This window comes from Chenggangzhangella methanolivorans (genome assembly GCF_019797865.1).
GTDB classification, from domain to species: Bacteria; Pseudomonadota; Alphaproteobacteria; order Rhizobiales; family Methylopilaceae; genus Methylopila; species Methylopila methanolivorans.
The window spans coordinates 3039591-3059070 of record NZ_CP081869.1 but is presented as its reverse complement, the minus strand read 5'-3'; the positions used below and the strand labels follow the sequence as shown (position 1 = coordinate 3059070).

The following is a 19480-nucleotide window of genomic DNA, read 5'->3' as shown; positions in this document are numbered from 1 at the left end:
TTTCGCGTTGCAGCGCAGCATTCCATCTGCATAGATGGCCTTACTCGCTCGGACCCGGTGCAAGCCCGGGTGGCTCTTCCGGCCGCCGATCCGCCGGACCACGCAATCGACCCCATGAGCTTTAACGCCCCCGCGCTCCGCGGCGGCGAGCGCTCGCGTCTTGCGGAAACCTCCATGTCTCAAACGTCTCCCGCAGCCGGCCGGCTGTCGCGCGTTCGCGCCGACGTCCTGTCCGGCCTCGTGGTCGCCATCGCGCTGATCCCGGAGGCGATCGGCTTCTCGGTCATCGCCGGCGTCGATCCCAAGGTCGGCCTCTACGCCTCGGTCGTGATCGCGATCGTCATCTCCATCGTGGGCGGCCGGCCCGCGATGATTTCGGGCCGCCACCGCCGCCACGGCGGTCGTCATGACGCCGCTCGTGAAGGAGCACGGCGTCGAATATCTGTTCGCCGCCACCATCCTGATGGGCGTGTTCCAGATCATCGCGGCTGCTGAAGCTCGGCCGGCTGATGCGCTCCGTGTCGCAGTCGGTGATGACCGGCTTCGTCAACGCGCTCGCGATCCTGATCTTTCTCGCCCAGCTTCCCGAGCTCGTTCACGTCACGTCCGCGACCTATGCGCTGATCGCGCTCGGCCTCGCCATCATCTACGCGCTGCCGGGCTCACCACCCGCGATCCCGTCGCCGCTCGTCGCCATCGTGGTCCTGACGGGGCTGACCGGATGGCTCGGCCTCGACGTCCGCACCGTCACCCATTTCGGCGAGTTGCCGTCGACGCTTCCGGGCTTCGGACTTCCGCAGGTTCCCCTCACCTTCGAGACGCTTCGGATCATCGCGCCCTTCGCGCTGACGCTTGCGGCCGTAGGGCTGCTGGAGTCGCTGCTGACCGCACAGATCGTCGACGACATGACGGACACGCCCTCATCGAAAAACCGAGAATGCCTCGGCCAGGGCGCGGCCAACATGGCCTCGGCCGTCTTCGGCGGCATGGGCGGCTGCGCGATGATCGGCCAGTCGGTGATCAACGTCTCGTTCGGCGCGCGCGGGCGGCTCTCGACCTTCACAGCCGGGGCCTTCCTGCTGATCCTCCTCGTCCTGCTTCAGGACCTGCTCAAGCTCGTTCCGGTGGCGGCCCTCACCGCCGTCATGATCATGGTGTCGCTCAACACCTTCCAGTGGGGCTCGCTGAAGCGGCTCGCCACCAATCCCTGGCCGTCCTCGGTCGTGATGCTGGCGACCGTCGCGACCGTGGTGGCGACCCACGATCTCGCCAAAGGCGTGATCGTGGGCGTGCTGCTGTCGGGCGTGTTCTTCGCCGGGAAGGTCTCGCGCCTCAACCGCGTGACCTCGTCACTGTCGGACGACGGAAGGACGCGGACCTACCGCGTCGCCGGCCAGGTGTTCTTCGCATCCGCCGGCGCCTTCGCGGACGAAATCGATCTTCTCGAGGACGTCGACCGACTCGTAATCGAAGTCTCGGCGGCGCATTTCTGGGATATCTCGGCAGTCGCCGCGCTCGACCGCGTCGTGATCAAGGCGCGCAGCCGAGGCCTCGAGGTCTCGGTCGTCGGCCTCAACGAGGCGAGCGCCACCATGGTCGAGCGGTTCGGCGAGCATGACAAGGAGAGCGCGGCGCCGCGGCCGGCCCACTGACGCGGTCCGGCGCGACGACCTTCAGTGCAGCGTGCGGCGCGCGAAGGGGCTTTCGAGCGCGAACGCCGGGATCGCGACGTCGAAGGGCTGACCCGCGTCCGTCATCATGTGGTAGTCGCCGACCATGATGCCGGAGGGCGTCGGCAGCGGCGCGCCGCTCGTATAGGTGAAGGACTGGCCCGGCCCCAGCGTCGGCTGCTCGCCGACGACGCCCGGCCCCCGCACCTCCTCGGTGCGGCCGCGCCCGTCAGTGATGCGCCAGTGCCGCGCGATCAGACGCACGGTCTCGGCGCCCTCGTTCACGATCTCGACCGTGTAGGCGAAGACGTAGCGGTCCTCGGCGGGCTCGGAGTCCGCCGGCAGGAAGCGCGGCGTCACCGTCACCCGGATCGCCCGCGTGATCGCGGTCCAGCAGTGCTCTTCGGCCTGGGGTGCGGCGGGCGTCTCGGACATGGTCCGCAGAGCTTAAGCGCCTGAAACAGCAAGGCGTCAAGCCGACGAAGCCGCGGCGATACTCGCAGATGTGATCGACGCCGGGCGCAACTGGCGTGTGGCGCGCCAAAATCGGCTTGATCGGCGTCGAGCGCTCGCATTTACTTGATGAGGGCCAGCAAACGACAAACGACGACCGGCCCGAGGAAACGCAAACGCGCCCACGAAAAGAAGGCGCGTAAACACGCCGCTGCGCTCAACAAAAGGGCCCGCGCGCGACCAAGGGGAGACTTCCGTGAACAGCAGCGAAGACCCGCCGCTCCCGGCGGCAGAAGCGTCGAATTCCGGCCGGCGTAAGTTTCTCGCAGGCGCCGCCGTGGCGGCTGCGGGCCTGTCGACGCCGAGCGTCGTCCGCGCCCAGGCGGCGGTGCGGCTGAAGTTTCAGTCCACCTGGCCCAACAAGGACATCTTCCACGAGTTCGCTTCGGACTTCGTGAAGCGCGTCAACGAGATGGGCGCCGGCCGCATCCAGATCGAACTGCTGCAGGCGGGCGCCGTGGTGCCGGCCTTCCAGCTGCTCGACGCGGTCTCGACCGGCGTGCTCGACGGAGGCCACGGCGTCGCGGCCTACTGGTACGGCAAGAACAAGTCGTTCTCGCTGTTCGGCACCGCCCCGCCCTTCGGCTGGAACGCCAACCAGCTCCTGTCCTGGGTGCGCTACGGCGGCGGCCAGGAGCTCTATGACGAGCTGACCCAGCAGGTGCTGAAGCTCAACATCCGCGGGTTCCTGTCGGGGCCGATGCCCACGCAGCCCTTCGGCTGGTTCAAGAAAGAGCTCGACGGCCCGGAGGCCTTCAAGGGCCAGAAGTACCGCACCGTGGGGCTCGGGGCCGACCTCGCCAAGGAGATGGGCGCGGCCGTCACGATCCTGCCGGCCGGCGAGATCGTGCCCGCGATCGACCGCGGCCTGATCGACGGGGCGGAGTTCAACAACCCGTCGTCCGACAAGGTGCTGGGCTTCCCGGACGTGTCGAAGGTCTACATGGTCCAGAGCTACCACCAGGCGCTGGAGTGTTTCGAGATCCTCTTCAACAAGAGGAAGTTCGAGGGGCTTCCGGCCGAGGTGCAGGCGATCGTCAAATACGCCGCGGAGGCGGCCTCGGCCGACATGTCGTGGAAGGCGCAGGATCGCTACTCGAAGGATCTCGAGGCCATCAAGGCGGCGGGCGTCAAGGTGATCCCGACGCCGAAGTCCATTCTCGAGGCGCAGCTGAAGGCCTGGGACAAGGTGATCGCCAACACCCAGGACCCCTTCTTCCAGAAGGTCATCGAGAGCCAGAAAACCTTCGCCAAGCGCGTCGTCGGCATGACGCGCGAGATGGAGGCCCCGCGCGACCTCGCCTACGAGCACTTCTTCGCTCAGGCGTAAGCGACAAGAGGGCGGCCGCCGTCTGACGGCCGCCCCTTCATCCAGCCTGTCATGTCCGGCGCAGCGGGGCATTCACGACCTGGACGCAAGGCGCAGCGCCCTGCGGACACGTCGTGGACGCCCGCAAGGCGCGGGCATGACGGCTGAGGTTCCAGCGTCCGCGTCGGGGAAAGCGCATGCAAAGCTGGCTTCTGGCCGTCGACCGCTTCAACGCGGCGATCGGCAAGTTCTTCGCGTGGTCGATCGTCGTCCTGACCTTCATCATCACCTACGAGGTCGCGTCCCGACGCATCTGGGGGCAGCCGACCACCTGGGCGTTCGACGCGAGCTACATGCTCTACGGACTCCTGTTCATGTCGGCGGGGGCCTACACGCTCTCGCGCAACGGGCATGTGCGCGGCGATTTCCTCTACCGGCAGTGGAGCCCGCGCGTGCAGGCGGGGCTCGATCTCGCCCTCTACATCCTGTTCTTCTTCCCCGGCATCCTGGCGATGGTTTACGCCGGCTTCTGGTTCTTCGAGCTCTCCTACGAGACGCAGGAGACCAGCTCCTTCTCGCCCGACGGCCTGCTGCTGTGGCCGTTCAAGATGATCATCCCGATCACCGGCGTGCTGATGGCGCTGCAGGGCGTCGTCGAGGTGCTGCGCTGCTGGATCTGCTTGCGGACCGGCGAATGGCCCCAGCGGCAGAGCGACGTCGAGGAGACCGAGAACCTCATTCTCGCCGAGGCCGAGGCCAACCGCGTCAAGGTCGATCCCTCCAAGCTCAACGTCGACGAGGCCAAGCTGTGAGCGCGTATATCTCCGATCCCGCCATGGGCGTGATCATGCTCGCGCTGTTCGTCGCGCTGCTGATGCTGGGCTTCCCGATCGCCTTCACGCTGATGGCGCTCGGGGTCGGCTTCGGCTTCTACGCGATGGGCGACACGGTGTTCCAGCTGTTCGTCCAGCGCACCTATTCGGTCATGTCCTCCGACGTGCTGATCTCGGTGCCGCTGTTCCTGTTCATGGGCTACCTCGTCGAGCGCGCCAACATCCTCGACCGGCTGTTCCGCTCGATCCAGCTCGCGGCCGGCGGCCTTCCCGGCTCGCTCGCGATCGCGACGCTCGCGACCTGCGCGCTGTTTGCGACCGCGACCGGCATCGTCGGCGCGGTGGTGACCCTGATGGGGCTGCTCGCCTTCCCCGCGATGCTGCGCGCGGGCTACGACACCAAGCTTTCGGCCGGCGTCGTCTGCGCGGGCGGGTGCCTCGGTATCCTGATCCCGCCGAGCGTCATGCTCATCCTCTACGGCGCGACCGCGGGCGTCTCGGTGGTCAAGCTCTACGCCGCCGCCTTCTTCCCCGGGCTGATGCTGGCCGGCCTCTACATCGTCTACGTGGTCATCCGCGTGCTGCTGAACCCCTCGCTCGCCCCGAAACTGCCGCCCGAAAAGCGCGCCGACAGCTATCTCGCGGTGATGTGGGCGCTCCTGACTTCGTTCATGCCGCTCGCGCTGCTGATCTCGGGCGTGCTCGGCGCGATCATCGGCGGTTTCGCGACGCCCTCGGAAGCCGCCGCCATCGGCGCCATGGGCGCGATGGTGCTCGCGGTCGCCTATCGCCAGCTCACCTTCAAGAAGCTGCAGGAGTCCGTTTACCTGACGGCCCGAGCCTCCGCGATGGTGTGCTGGCTGTTCGTCGGCTCCTTCGTGTTCTCGGCCGTGTTCGCCTATCTCGGCGGACAGTCGGTGGTCGAGAATTTTATCATTGGGCTCGATCTCACGCCGATCCAGTTCCTGATCCTGACGCAGGTGATCATCTTCATTCTGGGCTGGCCGCTGGAATGGACCGAGATCATCGTGATCTTCCTGCCGATCTTCCTGCCGCTGCTCAGCCACTACAACATCGACCCGCTGTTCTTCGGGATCCTGGTCGCGCTGAACGTTCAGACGTCGTTCCTGTCGCCGCCGGTCGCGATGGCGCCCTTCTACCTCAAGGGCGTCGCGCCCAAGCACGTGACGATCAACGAGATCTTCGCCGGCGTGATGCCGTTCCTCGCCATCGTGCTGTTCTCGATGGTGCTCTACTACACGTTCCCGGCAATCGGCCTCTGGCTCCCGAACTACCTCTATGGAGGCGGAGCGGGCTAACCCGGTGGAGGGATCCTTCGCCGGGAACCCAATATCGAGATACGACGTTTGACCTCTTGCATAATGGTGCAATGCAGCGTTGGATTATGCGTTGCGGCAAGAGGCGTGAGACGATGGCGTTTGTGGTCCAGTGGACCCCGATCGGTCCTGAAATGTCGGTCAGTCTGTCGACCTCCGAGGAGGTCGCGGAGTTGATGCGCGAACTCGAGGCGCCCGGCCGGGCGCTCGACATCCGCATCGTCGAGGAGGGCGAGCCTTCAGCGGCGGGCGCGCCGAAACCGACGGCGTCGCGCTAGAGCACAATCGCTTCGGAAAAACGCTTCGTCATGCCTCGGCTTGTCCGGGCATGACGCGACGGCAGGCGCGCGGACGTCAGCCGATCTGGACTTCGCCCGTGCCGTCCGGCGCCTCGCGGTCGATCTCCGCCACCTCCTCGACCGAAAACCCGTAGCGCGACGAGCAGAAGTCGCAGGTCACCTCGATCGAGCCGTCGTCGGCGCGCATGTCGCGGCGGTCCTCGGCGGTAAAACTCTTCAGCATTCCGAGCACCCGCTCGCGCGAGCAGCGGCAGGCCTCGCGCACGCCACGGCTCTCGAACACGCGGATCTCGCGCTCGTTGAACAGGCGAATGAGCAGTCGCTCGGGCTCGAGCGTCGGGTCGGTGAGTTCGTGGTCCTCGACGGTGCCGACGAGCGACTGCGCCTCGACCCAGGCGTCGTCCTCCTCCTGATCCGCCGGCTCGACGCCGTCCGGCGCGTCGCCCGGATCGAGATCGGCGACCCGCATGCGCTCCGGCGCCTCGGGCAGGAACTGCACGAGCATGCCGCCGGCCCGCCAGGCATGGGCGTCGCCAGGCTTCAGGCTCTCGGCGACCGCGAGACGCACCTTGGTCGGGATCTGCTCGGACTGCCGGAAGTAGGCGTGGGCCGCGTCCTCGAGCGTGCCGCCGTCGAGCGCGACGACGCCCTGGTAGCGCGACATCTCCGGCCCCTGGTCGATCGTCAGCGCCATGTGGCCATGGCCGAGCAGCGCGCCCGCGCCGCGCACGTCGTAGAGCCGCTCCTTGTCGAAACGCGCGCAGGCCCGCACGCGATCGGGCGCCTCGAAGTCGACCACCAGCATGCCCACCGGCCCGTCGGAGCGGGTCTGGAGCTGGAAGCGCCCTTCGATCTTAAGCGCGGAGCCGAGCAGAATCGTCAGCGCCACGGCCTCGCCGAGGAGCTTTGAGACCTGCGGCGGATAGGCGTGGCGCTCGATCACAGCGTCGATCGAGGGGCCGAGCCGGACCACGCGCCCTCGGACGTCCAGCGCCTCGATCTGGAACGGCAGGATGCGGTCGTCGCCGTCCTCGCGGAGGCTCATGGAAGCTTGCTCTGTCATGATCGCAGCTATGTAGGCGAGGAGGGCGAGAAGCGGAAGACGTCGCGGCGACAGGCTGGATTGTTCAGGCGCGACGGCGGCCGGCTCCTTCTCCCGCTTGCGGGAGAAGGTGAGGATGAGGGCGAGCGGCGAAATCTCAGAATGGGTGCGTCCGCTTGGGAAGCGCTTCTCCAAGACGCGGAAGCGCTATCGTCCCTCACCCTTACCCTCTCCCGCAAGCGGGAGAGGGGCGGAGACGGCGGTGAACTCGAAACCCGCTTCATGTTCCCACGGGCCGCCGAGGTAGCGCCAGAGATCGAGACCCGGGCTCTTGAACGCGCTCGGCGAAAAGTCCGGCGACAGGTTGGACAGCAGAGCCTTGGCCTCGGCGGCCAAGACCTTGTTCTGGACGGTGACGTGGAGGCGGCTCTTCCCTCGGTCCTGCGGCGTCAGCCAATCGCGCCAGTCCTGCGCGAGGTCGCGACGGAGCGCGTCCGCGGCCGGCGAGGCCAGTCGAAACGCGACGCCGCGCCCGATGAGGTAGGGCGCCTCGACCTTGACTTCTGGGGGCGGCGTTCCTTCGGCGAGGCGCGAGAGCCGAAAGACGATCGCCGAAAGCGCGTCGCCCGGCAGCTTGTGAAACAGCGTGACGTGAGCGGCGAGGAAATTCCGCTCAGGCGGGAAGTACATCGCGCGCAGGGCGTCGAAGCGGGCCTGACGGTCGGCGTCGAGGCGCAAAGTGAGGATGAGCGGGGCAGGATCGGTCATAAGCGCCGAGACGATCAGTGCGTGCTTCGAGACGCCGCCCCCGGCGGCTCCTCAGCATGAGAACCGTCGAGGAGAGCACAAGAGGAGCCGCCAACCGTCCCCATGCTGAGGAGGCCCGCAAGGGCCGTCTCGAAGCACGCAGTCGGGGATCCAATGCACGTTGTTGCGTCTCGTCCCGGCTCACGTCCGGGACGAGAGCACGGCGCCTTACGCCACCGCCCCAAAGCACCAGGCCAGCACGCCCTTCTGGGCGTGGAGCCGGTTCTCCGCCTCGTCGAACACCGCCGACTGGGGACCGTCCATCACCGCGTCGGTGACTTCCTCGCCGCGATGGGCGGGGAGGCAGTGCATGAAGATCGCGTCTTTTCCGGCGCGGGCCATCATGCGCTCGTCGACCCGGTAGGGAGTGAGCAGGTTGTGGCGGCGCTCCCAGTCGGCGTCGCCCATCGAGACCCAGCTGTCGGTGATGACCGCGTCCGCGCCCTCGACCGCCTCTTCGGGCGAGCGCCCGACGATCACGTCCGCGCCCTGGTCCTTGGCCCAGGCCACGAGGTCGGCGCGCGGCTGCAGCTCTTCGGGCGTCGCGATCGCGAGCTGGAAGTCGAAGCGCGCGGCGGCGTGCATCCAGGAGGCCAGCACGTTGTTGAAGTCGCCCGTCCAGGCGATGCGGCGGCCCTTGATCGGCCCCTTGCGCTCCTCGAAAGTGAGGAGGTCGGCCATCACTTGGCAGGGATGGGAGCGCTTGGTGAGGCCGTTGATGACCGGCACGGTGGCGTAGGTCGCGAGCTCCACGAGCTGATCGTGGTTCAGCATCCGGATCATGATCGCGTCGACGAAGCGGGAGAGCACCCGCGCGGTGTCGGCGATCGCCTCGCGCTCGCCAAGCTCGATCTCCTTGCCGGTCACCATCACGGGCTCGCCGCCGAGCTCGCGGATGCCGACGTCGAACGACATGCGGGTGCGAAGGCTCGGCTGCTCGAACACCATGGCCACGACCTTGCCGGCGAGCGGCTTGTCGCCCTCGGCCGCGGGCGTGCGCCGGCGGGCCTTGATGTCGCGGCCCGCGTCGAGCATCGAGCGGAGCGACCCTTGCGAGAAATCCGACAGGTCGAGGAAGTGGCGCAGTCCGCCGGCGGTCATTCTGCGGCGCTCCGCTGTTCAAGCTTGGAGAGACCCGCCTCGAGCCGGGACACGGCCTCGTCGAGTTCGGCCTCGGTCACGATCAGCGGCGGGATCAGCCGCACGACGTTGTCGCCGGCTCCGACCGTCAGGAGCTTGGCGTCGCGCAGCGCGCCCGCGACCTCGGTGTTGGGCACGCGGCATTTGAGGCCCGTGAGCAGGCCCTCGCCGCGCACGTCCGCCAGCAGATCCGGATGGCTGTCCACGACGCCCGCAAGCTTCTGCTTCAGCAAAAGCCCCATGCGGCTGACGTTTTCGAGGAAGCCCGGCTCCAGCACGACGTCGAGAACGGCGTTGCCCACCGCCATGGCGAGCGGATTGCCGCCGAAGGTCGAGCCGTGAACGCCGGCCGTCATGCCGTCGGCGGCCTCGCGGGTGGCGAGGCACGCGCCCAGCGGAAAGCCGCCGCCGATGCCCTTGGCGAGCGCCATCACGTCGGGGGTGACGCCCGAATGCTCATGCGCGAACAGTTTTCCGGTGCGCCCGACGCCGGTCTGGACTTCGTCGACCACCAGCAGCAGATCGTTGTCGTCGCAGATCTGGCGGAGCGCCCGCATGGTCGCGGGCGGGACCGCGCGCACGCCGCCTTCGCCCTGCAGCGGCTCGACCAGCACGCCCGCGGTCTCCGGCCCGATCGCGGCCTTCACGGCCTCAAGATCGCCGAACGGAACCTGGTCGAAGCCGTCGACCTTGGGTCCGAAACCCTCAATGTATTTCTGCTGCCCGCCCGCGGCGATGGTCGCCAGCGTCCGGCCGTGGAACGCGCCCTCGAAGGTGATGAGGCGATAACGCTCGGGCTGGCCGTTGTGCGCGAAATGCTTGCGCGCGAGCTTGATCGACGCCTCGAGCGCCTCCGCGCCCGAATTGCAGAAGAACACGACGTCGGCGAAGGAGGCCTCGCACAGTCGCTGCGCCAGCCGCTCTCCGCCCGGGATCCGGTAGAGGTTCGAGACGTGCCAGACGGCCTCGGCCTGAGTCTTCAGCGCCTCGACGAGATGCGGATGCGCATGGCCAAGCGCGTTGACCGCGACGCCGGAGCCGAAATCGAGATAGCGGTCGCCGTTCTCGGCGATCAGCCAGCAGCCCTCGCCTCGCTCGAAGGCGAGCGGCGCACGGGCGAAGACGGGCATGAGCGCGGACTGGTCGGACACGGGCGTCACCTCGACGGGCGGTCCTCGCCGCCCCCTTTTCGACAGGGGCCGCGGCGCCAGGCCGCGGCCGAAAAAAGAAAAGAGCCGCTCCAGCCGGGGCGGCCCTTCCTGCGCGCGGGATAATCGTGAAGCCAAGGGCCGCTGTCAATCGTCCAGCGCCTTCAGGTCCTTGAGGCTTGACGCTCAAGTCCCGATCAGGGACGCCGCCGACGCGGCCCGGACCAACCACCTGGGGAAAACCCCAGTGTTGCATTCCGGACTCTTTACGCTGAGTCGGGCCCTATCATAGTTTACCGAGCGTTAAGCACGACGGGTCGTGCAGAGGTTCGTAACCCAACGAATCAGGCGGCGAAGCGTCCGGACGCCCGAAAGGCCGCTCGGCGAGGGACGTCGGATTCCGCGGGTGGACTTCGACCGAGCGGAGGATCCCATGCAGTGGACCGATGAGCGCGTCGAACTGTTGAAGAAGCGCTGGCCGAAGGCCTGAGCGCCAGTCAGATCGCGGCCGAGCTCGGCGGCGTCACCCGCAACGCGGTCATCGGAAAGGTGCACCGGCTCGGCCTGTCGGGCCGCGCCAAGGCCCCGACATCGACCGTCTCGCGGATGCGCCCGAAGCCCGCGCCGGCCGCGAACCAGCCGCGCCGGCCCGTCTCGGCCCCGGGTCAGGTCCATCGCCCGACCTACGCCACTCAGGGCGGCGCAGCGCTCGCCATGTCGGCGGCCCCCGCGCCGCGCCCGACTCCGGCTCCCCGCATCGTGCCGATCGAGGTCGTCGAGACCGAGTTCGTGTGCGAACGCGTCACCATCATGGAGCTGCGCGAGAACATGTGCCGCTGGCCGCTCGGCGACCCGAGCCAGCCCGAGTTCCGCTTCTGCGGCGGACGCTCGACCCCGGGCACGGCCTATTGCCCGCACCACGCCGGCATCGCCTATCAGCCGGTCAACGACCGCCGCAACCGCCGGGTCTCGGTCCCGACGCACTGAGATTGCCGCGACTTTCGAGCCGGCGCGCCCGATCGGGCGCGCCGGCTTTTTCATGTCCGGACTTCAGGCCTCCGGCTTCACCCGCCAGGCCCGCTCGAACGGCAACCGCCACGCGTGGGGCGCCACCAGCTGGTGGATCGACTTCGGCCCCCACGAGCCAGGCTCGTAGAGCCTGACAGGCGGCGGCGTCTCGAGCAGCGGCGTCGAGACCTCCCAGAGCCGCTCGATGCCCTCGGCGGTGGTGAACAGCGTGTGGTCGCCGCGCATGGCGTCGAGGATCAGCCGCTCATAGGCCTCCAGCACGTCGCCCACGAGCCCGGTGTCGCTCATCGCGAACTGGAGCGAGAGCTTGTCGAGCTTCATCCCCGGACCCGGCCGCTTGCCGTAGAACGACAGCGACACCTTCGAGGCGTCGGCGAGGTCGAAGGTGAGGTGGTCGGGCCCCTGCGCGCCGACGCCGGATCCGGCCGGAAACATGCTCTTGGGCGGCTCGCGGAACGCGATCGAGATGATGCGGCTTCCTTCGGCGAGGCGCTTTCCGGTGCGCAGGAAGAACGGCACGCCGGCCCAGCGCCAGTTGTCGATCTGGCATTTGAGCCCACGAAGGTCTCGACGTCGGACTCCGGATCGACGCCCTCCTCCTGGCGATAGCCGCTGTACTGGCCGCGCACGACGTTGGCCGGATCGAGCGGCGCCATCGAGCGGAAGACCTTGTTCTTCTCCTCCGAGATCGGCTTCGGCTCGAGCGAGGTCGGCGCCTCCATGGCCATGAAGCCGAGGATCTGGAACAGGTGCGTCACCACCATGTCGCGGAACGCGCCGGTCTGCTCGTAGAAGCCGGCGCGGCTCCCGAGACCGAGCGTCTCGGGCACGTCGATCTGGACGTGGTCGATGAAATTGCGGTTCCAGATCGGCTCGAACAGGCCGTTGGCGAAGCGGAACGCCAGGATGTTCTGCGCCGGCTCCTTGCCGAGGAAATGGTCGATCCGGAAGATCTGGCCTTCGGAGAACACGCGGTGGAGCTGCGCGTTGAGGTCGATCGCGCTCGCGAGATCGGTCCCGAACGGCTTCTCCATGATGATGCGGGCGCCCTCGACCAGCCCGGCGTCCTTCAGCATCGAGACCGCCGACAGCGCGGCTTTCGGAGGAACGCTGAGATAGTGCAGCAAGCGCGCGTCCGCGCCGAGCGCCTCGCCCGCGCGGCCGACCGCGGCCTTGAGCGCCTCGGGACCGGCCGAGATCGGCACGTAGTCGATCAGCTCTGCGAAGGCGCTCCAGTCCGCCTCGCCGACCTTGCGGGTCGCGAACTGGTCGAGCGAGCCCTTGGCGATCCCGAGAAAACCGTCGCGGTCGAGCTCGTCGAGCGAGACGCCGACGATCCGCGCGCCCGGCAGAAATCCGGCCTTGGCGAGATGGAACAGTCCGGGGATCAGCTTGCGGCGGGCGAGGTCGCCGGTCGCGCCGAACAGCGCCACGACTTGCGGGTGCTTCGGCCCGACGCCTGGAGGAATTTTCCTGGACATGCCCGCGCCCCCATGTCGGGGCGCCGTCCCGTGAGACGCCCGCGGAACATAAGGCTAGGGCGGCGTCGCAGGTTTTGCGGCGCCGCCCGCTGTCGCAGGCCTTGGGGAGAAGCTCAGTCGTTCACCACCAGCTGGCGGTTGAGGTAGAGCGAGAGCAGCGTGCACACCGCGCCCGACAGCAGGTAGAGGCCGACGAAAGCGAGGCCGAACTTCGACGAGACGCTGAGCGCCACGAGCGGCGCGAAGCCCGCTCCGATCAGCCAGGCGAGGTCGGAGGTCAGCGCCGCGCCGGTGTAGCGGTACTTCGAAGCGAAGTTCGAGGTAAGCGCGCCCGACGACTGGCCGAGCGCGAGGCCGAGCAGCGTGAAGCCGATCAGGATGAAGGCGACGTCGCCGGCGTAGCCCGCGCCGAGAAGCGCCGGGATCATGAAGCTGAAGATCGCGATCAGCGTCGCGGCGACGCCGATCAGCGTGCGCCGGCCGATCTTGTCGGCGATCACGCCCGACGCGACGATCGCCGCCGCGCCGAAGCAGGCGCCCAGAATCTCGATCGGCAGGAACTCCTTGGCGGTCACGCCCTGGAAGAGGGTGACCCAGGAGAGCGAGAAGATCGTCACGAGGTGGAACAGCGCGAAGCTCGCGAGCGGCGCGAAGGCGCCCAGGATCACGTTCTTCCACTGGAAGCGCAGCAGCTCGAACACGTTTACGGGCGCGAGCTGGCGCGTCTCGAACTGCTGCTCATAGGCGTCGGAGAGCACGAGGCGAAGCCGCGCGAACAGCGCCACCACGTTGATCGCGAAGGCGGTGAAGAACGGATAGCGCCAGCCCCAGTCGAGGAAGTCCTCGACCGAGAGGACGCTCACGAAGAAGGCGAACAGGCCCGCCGCCATGATGAAGCCGAACGGCGCGCCGAGCTGCGGCATCATCGCGTACCAGCCGCGCTTGCCGGCCGGGGCGTTGAGCGAGAGCAGCGAGGCGAGGCCGTCCCATGCGCCGGCGAGCGCGAGGCCCTGGCCGATGCGGCAGATCGCCAGGATGACCACGGCCGCGACGCCGATCTGGCCATGCGCGGGCAGGAAGCTGATCGAAGCGGTCGACGAGCCGAGCAGGAACAGCGCGATCGTCATCTTCACGCCGCGGCCGTGCTCGCGGCCGATCCACATGAACAGCACCGAGCCGAAGGGACGCGCCACGAAGCCGAGCGAGAAGATCGCGAAGGAGTAGAGCGTCGCGTCGAGCGGGTTCGAATTGGGGAACAGCAGCGCCGGGAACACCAGCACCGAGGCGATGCCGTAGACGAAGAAGTCGAAGAACTCCGAGGTGCGCCCGATGACCACCGCAAGCGCGATCTCGCCGGGCGAGATCTTGTGATCGGCGTGGGCGCCTTCAGCGCCGGCCGGCAGGGCGACGTCGTGGCTCATCTCGTCACATGCTCCTTCGCGAGCGGAACGGTCCCTCTTGCGGGACCGCCCGCATCGGACACAATGCCTCCGCAACCGCCGCGGTTCAAATCCGATTGCTTTCGCGCGCGGATGTCTAATGCGGTGGACGCATCGCCGCCGATAGGACAAACCGTCCAATGTCGGTCGAAGGTCGAAAAGGCCTAGTCCGGCGTCGACGCCCCAAAGCCCGTTCGAACCATGGGTCCGCCCGTGCGCGCATTCAAGCTCCTTGCCCTCCTGCCGCTCTCGCTGCTGCTCGCCGGCTGCGAAATGGTGGTGATGAATCCATCCGGCGACATCGCCGTCCGACAGCGCGACCTGATCCTGGTCTCGACCGCGCTGATGCTGCTGATCATCATTCCGGTGATCGCGCTGACGCTGCTGTTCGCCTGGCGCTACCGCGCCTCGAACAAGGAAGCGAAATACGATCCCGACTGGCACCACTCGACCTCGCTCGAGGTGGTGATCTGGGCGGCGCCGCTCGTCATCATCATCGCGCTCGGCGCGATCACCTGGGTGTCGACGCATCTGCTCGACCCCTACCGCCCGCTCGAGCGGCTCGACGCCAATCGCGCCATTCCGGAGAACGTGAAGCCGCTCGAGGTCCAGGCGGTCGCGCTCGACTGGAAGTGGCTGTTCTTCTATCCCGAATACGGCGTCGCGACCGTCAACGAACTCGCGGCTCCGGTCGACCGGCCGATCACCTTCAAGCTCACCTCCTCGACGGTGATGAACTCGTTCTACGTGCCCGCGCTTGCCGGCATGATCTACGCGATGCCCGGCATGGAGACGAAGCTCCACGCGGTCATCAACAAGGCGGGCGACTACGAGGGCTTCTCGGCGAACTACAGCGGCGCCGGCTTCTCCAACATGCGCTTCCGCTTCCACGGCCTCGACGACGCCGGCTTCGACGCCTGGATCGCAAAGGCCAAGGAGGCCAACGCCACGCTCGACCGCGCCGGCTACACCGAGCTCGAGCAGCCGAGCATCGCCGACCCGGTGAAGCGCTGGTCGGCGGTCGAGGACGGCCTCTACGACGCCGTCCTCAACCGTTGCGTCGACCGCGCCAAGATGTGCGTCAAGGACATGATGGCGGCCGACAAGCGCGGCGGCGGCGGACGCGAGGGCGTCAACAACGTCATCGCCTTCGAGCAGACCCGCCCCGACGGCACGACCGCAAAGAAGCGCTTCGTCTCGGCCGTCTCCTGCACCACCGACGCGCCGCGCGACGGCCTCACCGTCGAAGCGCCGCTGCCGGCCCCGCTCGGCCGCCGCGCCGACGCCTCCTCGACCACGGCCGTCGCCTTCGCGCGCGCCGAAGACACTTCCGAGCGGCCCTCCGCCCGCAGCCCCGAGTGACGCCATGACGCCCGCACCGACCTCAGAAAGCGTGCTGTTCGGCAAGCTGACCTTCGCCGCGCTTCCGTTCCACGAGCCGATCCTGATCGCGACCTTCGCCGCGGTGGCGATCGGCGGCGTCGGCGTCCTCGGCGCCATGACCTACTACCGCGTCTGGGGCGTGCTCTGGCGCGACTGGCTGACCTCGATCGACCACAAGAAGATCGGGATCATGTATGTGGTCCTCGGCCTCATCATGCTGCTGCGCGGCTTCGCCGACGCCGTCATGATGCGCATTCAGCAGGCGATCGCGCACGGCGGCGCCGAAGGCTACCTGCCGCCGCACCACTACGACCAGATCTTCACCGCCCATGGCGTGATCATGATCTTCTTCGTGGCGATGCCGCTCGTCACCGGCCTCATGAACTACGTGGTGCCGCTGCAGATCGGCGCGCGCGACGTCGCCTTCCCCTTCCTGAACAACTTCTCGTTCTGGATGACGGCGGGCGGCGCGATCCTCGTGATGGCCTCGCTCTTCATCGGCGAGTTCGCGGCGACCGGCTGGCTCGCCTATCCGCCTCTGTCGGGGATCCACGCCTCGCCAGGCGTCGGCGTCGACTACTACATCTGGGCGCTGCAGATCGCGGGCGTCGGGACGCTGCTCTCGGGCGTGAACCTCGTCGCCACCATCGTGAAGATGCGCGCGCCCGGCATGACCATGATGCGCATGCCGGTGTTCACCTGGACCGCGCTCTGCACCAACGTGCTGATTGTCGCCGCCTTCCCGGTGCTCACCGCAGTCCTGGCGCTGCTCAGCCTCGACCGCTACGTCGGCACCGCGTTCTTCACGAACGACTTCGGCGGCAGCGCCATGATGTACGTGAACCTGATCTGGATCTGGGGCCACCCGGAGGTCTACATCCTGATCCTGCCGGCCTTCGGCATCTTCTCCGAGGTCGTGTCCACCTATTGCGGCAAGCGCCTCTTCGGCTACGCCTCGATGGTCTACGCCACCGTCGTCATCACGATCCTGTCCTACCTCGTGTGGCTCCACCACTTCTTCACGATGGGGTCGGGCGCGAGCGTGAACTCGTTCTTCGGCATCACGACGATGATCATCTCGATCCCGACGGGCGCGAAGATCTTCAACTGGCTGTTCACGATGTATCGCGGCCGCATCCGCTTCGACGTTCCGATGCTGTGGACCATCTCGTTCATGGTGACGTTCGTCATCGGCGGCATGACCGGCGTGCTGCTCGCCGTGCCCCCGGCCGACTTCGTGCTGCACAACTCGCTGTTCCTGATCGCGCACTTCCACAACGTGATCATCGGCGGCGTGCTGTTCGGCCTGTTCGCCGGCATCACCTACTGGTTCCCCAAGGCCTTCGGCTTCAAGCTCGATCCGTTCTGGGGCAAGGTCTCGTTCTGGTGCTGGACGATCGGCTTCTACATCGCCTTCATGCCGCTCTACGTGCTCGGCCTGATGGGCGTGACCCGCCGCATGTCGAAGTTCGAGGATCCCTCGCTCCAGATCTGGTTCGTGATCGCGGCGCTCGGCGCGGCGCTCATCGCGGCCGGCATCGCGGCCTTCCTCTGGCAGCTCTTCGTCAGCTTCCAGAAGCGCGAGAGCCTGCTGGACGTCACCGGCGATCCCTGGGACGGCCGCACGCTCGAGTGGTCGACCTCCTCGCCGCCGCCCGCCTACAACTTCGCGTTCACGCCGGTCGTCCATGACCTCGACGCCTGGCACGACATGAAGAAGCGCGGCTACGTGCGGCCGACCGAGGGCTTCATCCCGATCCACATGCCGAAGAACACCTGGGCGGGCATCGTCCTCGCCGGGATCAGCGTCGTGTGCGGCTTCGCCCTCGTGTGGCACATCTGGTGGCTCGTCGCCGCGAGCTTCGCGCTCCTGCTCGCGACCGTCATCCTGCACACCTTCAACTACGCCCGGGACTTCCACATCCCGGCCTCGGAGGTGATCGAGACCGAACGCGCCCGCACCCGCCTCCTCGCCAGCGCCAAGGCCTGACCCGATGACCGCGACCACCTTCGAAGCCGCCCACAAGGACGCGGCGCTTGAGAAGCCGGACGACGGCCGGGTCTTCTTCCTGAAGACCGAGCACCACCCCGAGAACGGGACGCTGCTCGGCTTCTGGATCTATCTGATGAGCGATTGCCTCATCTTCGCGGTCCTGTTCGCCTGCTACGGCGTGCTGGGCCGCAACTACGCCGCCGGCCCTTCGGGCAAGGACCTGTTCGACCTCGGGCTGGTGGCGCTCAACACCACCTTCCTGCTGTTCTCGTCGATCACCTACGGCTTCGCCATGCTGGAGATGGCGAAGAACCGGGTCGGCACCACGCTGTTCTGGCTCGGCGTCACGGGCGTGTTCGGCGCGGCCTTCCTGGGCGTCGAGCTCTATGAGTTCCACCACCTGATCCACGAGGGCGCGACGCCGCAGCGCTCGGCCTTCCTGTCGAGCTTCTTCGCGCTCGTCGGCACGCACGGCCTGCACGTCACCTTCGGCATGATCTGGCTCGTGACGCTGATGTTCCAGGTCGCGCAGCGCGGCCTGATCCCCGAGAACCGCCGCCGCCTGCTGTGCCTGTCGATGTTCTGGCACTTCCTCGACGTCGTCTGGATCGGCGTCTTCACCTTCGTCTATCTGATGGGGACGCTGTGATGGCGACGCACGCCGAGACCCCCGCGCACGACGCCCACGGCCATGGTCACGGCCACGACGACCACCACCATGAGGGCGGCGGCCATCACGGCACGATGCGGGACTATGTGACGGGCTTCATCCTGTCCGCGATCCTGACCGCGATCCCGTTCTGGCTGATCATGGGCGACGTGTTCCGCTCGCCCACCACCGCCGCGGTCGTGGTCCTGCTGTTCGCGGTCGCGCAGATCTTCGTGCACATGATCTACTTCCTGCACATGAGCCCGAAATCCGAAGGCGGCTGGACCATGCTCGCCATGATCTTCACCGTGGTTCTGGTGGTGATCACGCTCGCGGGCTCGTTCTGGGTGATGTTCCACCTGCACGCCAACATGACGCCGGGTCTCCATGAGATGAACGGCACGACCCCGCTCGTTCAGCCCGAGAACGGCGCGAGATGAGCTCCCCGGCGCTCGCGGCCGTTTCGCCGTCCGCGACGACGCGAGCGCCGGCCGGCGGCCGCGATCGGCGGCCGCGCTCGCCGCGATCGGCCTCGCGGCGCTTGTCATCTTCGGCGGGTTCGTTTCGCTGGGCGTCTGGCAGCTCGAGCGCCGCGTCTGGAAACTCGACCTGATCGAGCGCGTCGACGCCCGCATCCATGCAGCGCCCGTCGCCGCCCCGGGTCCGGCGGAATGGCCCGAGACCTCCGCCGACCGCGACGCGTATCGCCGCGTGATCGCCGCGGGCGCGTTCATTCCCGGCAAGACCGCGCTGACCCAGGCCGTGACCGAACAGGGCGCGGGCTTCTGGGTTCTGGCCCCCCTCAAGACCACGCAGGGCTTCACCGTGCTGGTGAATCGCGGCTTCGTGCCCGCGGACAAGCGCGGCGAGGCCGAGGCGATGACGCCCGCCGGGCCTGTCGCGGTGACTGGGCTCCTGCGCGTCTCCGAACCCGGCGGCGGCTTCCTGCGGGCCAACGACCCCGGCGCCGAGCGCTGGACATCGCGCGACGTGGCGGCGATCGCCGCCGCGCGCGGGCTCGAAGGCGTGGCCCCTTACTTCATCGACGCCGACGCGACGCAAAATCCCGGCGGACTGCCCGTCGGCGGCCTCACCGTGGTCTCGTTCCGCAACAGCCACCTCGTCTACGCCCTTACCTGGTTCGCTCTCGCCGCGATGGTCGCGGGCGGGGCCGCGATCCTGTTCGCCCATGAACGCGCGCTTCGACGCCGCTGACGCGCCCGGCGCCGCACGCGCCGACGACGCCGCGATCCGCAAGAACATGCTGCAGCTCGTCGAGCTGCGCTGGATCGCGGTGGTGGGCCAAGTCGCGACCATCGCGCTGGTCGTTTCGGCATGGACATCCGCCTGCCGCTCGTCGCCATGGGACTGGTGGCCGCGAGCCTCGTCGCGCTCAACCTCCTGACCC

Annotated in this window: 16 protein-coding genes, 3 pseudogenes and 1 other annotated feature; of the genes and pseudogenes, 12 read left to right on the top strand and 7 right to left on the bottom strand. The window is 67.7% G+C overall.

Translation table 11 applies throughout. The features are described from left to right. Positions 1-47: 47 nt before the first annotated feature. Positions 48-103, top strand: a sequence feature (sul1 is cis-regulatory element that is thought to sense ions involved in sulfur or methionine metabolism; They are found in Alphaproteobacteria). A 71-nt stretch (positions 104-174) separates the two neighbouring features. Continuing rightward, a pseudogene (locus K6K41_RS16015) lies at positions 175-1652 on the top strand (SulP family inorganic anion transporter). Positions 1653-1673: 21 nt separating this feature from the next. Here the strand turns inward: K6K41_RS16015 and apaG are convergent. After that, positions 1674-2105, bottom strand: coding sequence for a Co2+/Mg2+ efflux protein ApaG (gene apaG / locus K6K41_RS16010; protein WP_261401344.1), 432 nt, complete (start codon positions 2103-2105; stop codon positions 1674-1676). Positions 2106-2379: 274 nt separating this feature from the next. On the opposite strand from apaG, the gene K6K41_RS16005 reads away from it, so the two are divergent. The 4 genes from K6K41_RS16005 (at position 2380) to K6K41_RS15990 (ending at position 5940) form a co-directional block, all read left to right on the top strand. Next, a complete protein-coding gene (locus K6K41_RS16005; protein WP_261401343.1) occupies positions 2380-3513 on the top strand; it encodes a TRAP transporter substrate-binding protein in 1134 nt (377 codons plus the stop codon). Between the two features lie 176 nt (positions 3514-3689). Then, positions 3690-4304 carry a TRAP transporter small permease subunit gene (locus tag K6K41_RS16000; RefSeq protein WP_261401342.1) on the top strand — a complete coding sequence of 205 codons (615 nt, stop codon included), beginning with the start codon at positions 3690-3692 and terminating at the stop codon, positions 4302-4304. A 23-nt stretch (positions 4305-4327) separates the two neighbouring features. Further along, the gene (locus K6K41_RS15995; RefSeq protein ID WP_261405756.1) at positions 4328-5644 is read left to right on the top strand and encodes a TRAP transporter large permease; all 1317 of its coding nucleotides are present in this window, start codon (positions 4328-4330) and stop codon (positions 5642-5644) included. Between the two features lie 113 nt (positions 5645-5757). Beyond that, a complete protein-coding gene (locus K6K41_RS15990) occupies positions 5758-5940 on the top strand; it encodes a hypothetical protein (RefSeq protein WP_261401341.1) in 183 nt (60 codons plus the stop codon). A 76-nt stretch (positions 5941-6016) separates the two neighbouring features. Here K6K41_RS15990 and K6K41_RS15985 read toward each other — a convergent pair whose 3' ends face one another. The 4 genes from K6K41_RS15985 to K6K41_RS15970 form a co-directional block, all read right to left on the bottom strand. Beyond that, positions 6017-7006 carry an Hsp33 family molecular chaperone gene (locus K6K41_RS15985; protein ID WP_261401340.1) on the bottom strand — a complete coding sequence of 330 codons (990 nt, stop codon included), beginning with the start codon at positions 7004-7006 and terminating at the stop codon, positions 6017-6019. A 204-nt stretch (positions 7007-7210) separates the two neighbouring features. After that, positions 7211-7771: a 2'-5' RNA ligase family protein gene (locus K6K41_RS15980; protein WP_261401339.1), complete on the bottom strand. Its 561-nt coding sequence runs from the start codon at positions 7769-7771 to the stop codon at positions 7211-7213. Between the two features lie 207 nt (positions 7772-7978). Then, entirely contained in the window at positions 7979-8911 is a 933-nt protein-coding gene (gene argF / locus K6K41_RS15975) for an ornithine carbamoyltransferase (protein WP_261401338.1), read from the bottom strand. Then, complete coding sequence (locus K6K41_RS15970; protein ID WP_261405755.1) at positions 8908-10080, bottom strand: aspartate aminotransferase family protein; 1173 nt, start codon at positions 10078-10080, stop codon at positions 8908-8910. The genes argF and K6K41_RS15970 overlap by 4 nt, the downstream gene beginning before the upstream one ends. Positions 10081-10531: 451 nt before the next feature. Here K6K41_RS15970 and K6K41_RS15965 point away from each other — a divergent pair. Beyond that, positions 10532-11085, top strand: a pseudogene (locus tag K6K41_RS15965) (GcrA family cell cycle regulator). A gap of 63 nt (positions 11086-11148) precedes the next feature. Here K6K41_RS15965 and zwf read toward each other — a convergent pair. Both zwf and K6K41_RS15955 read right to left on the bottom strand, forming a co-directional pair. Further along, a pseudogene (gene zwf / locus K6K41_RS15960) lies at positions 11149-12608 on the bottom strand (glucose-6-phosphate dehydrogenase). 113 nt (positions 12609-12721) lie between these two features. Beyond that, positions 12722-14029, bottom strand: a complete 1308-nt coding sequence (locus K6K41_RS15955) for an MFS transporter (RefSeq protein ID WP_261401337.1) — start codon at positions 14027-14029, stop codon at positions 12722-12724. Positions 14030-14248: 219 nt separating this feature from the next. Here K6K41_RS15955 and cyoA point away from each other — a divergent pair, with 219 nt between their 5' ends. The 6 genes from cyoA to K6K41_RS15925 all read left to right on the top strand — a co-directional run bounded on the left by cyoA (position 14249) and on the right by K6K41_RS15925 (position 19477). Beyond that, a complete protein-coding gene (gene cyoA / locus K6K41_RS15950; RefSeq protein WP_261401336.1) occupies positions 14249-15409 on the top strand; it encodes a ubiquinol oxidase subunit II in 1161 nt (386 codons plus the stop codon). A gap of 4 nt (positions 15410-15413) precedes the next feature. Continuing rightward, positions 15414-17420, top strand: a complete 2007-nt coding sequence (gene cyoB / locus K6K41_RS15945) for a cytochrome o ubiquinol oxidase subunit I (RefSeq protein ID WP_261401335.1) — start codon at positions 15414-15416, stop codon at positions 17418-17420. A gap of 4 nt (positions 17421-17424) precedes the next feature. Further along, positions 17425-18072 (top strand): cytochrome o ubiquinol oxidase subunit III, encoded by a 648-nt coding sequence (gene cyoC, locus K6K41_RS15940; RefSeq protein ID WP_261401334.1) that lies wholly within the window; start codon positions 17425-17427, stop codon positions 18070-18072. After that, entirely contained in the window at positions 18072-18512 is a 441-nt protein-coding gene (gene cyoD, locus K6K41_RS15935; RefSeq protein WP_261401333.1) for a cytochrome o ubiquinol oxidase subunit IV, read from the top strand. The genes cyoC and cyoD overlap by 1 nt, the downstream gene beginning before the upstream one ends. An 85-nt stretch (positions 18513-18597) precedes the next feature. Further along, positions 18598-19287: an SURF1 family protein gene (locus tag K6K41_RS15930; protein ID WP_261405754.1), complete on the top strand. Its 690-nt coding sequence runs from the start codon at positions 18598-18600 to the stop codon at positions 19285-19287. Further along, the gene (locus K6K41_RS15925; protein ID WP_261401332.1) at positions 19262-19477 is read left to right on the top strand and encodes a hypothetical protein; all 216 of its coding nucleotides are present in this window, start codon (positions 19262-19264) and stop codon (positions 19475-19477) included. The genes K6K41_RS15930 and K6K41_RS15925 overlap by 26 nt, the downstream gene beginning before the upstream one ends. The last annotated feature ends 3 nt before the right edge of the window (positions 19478-19480 follow it).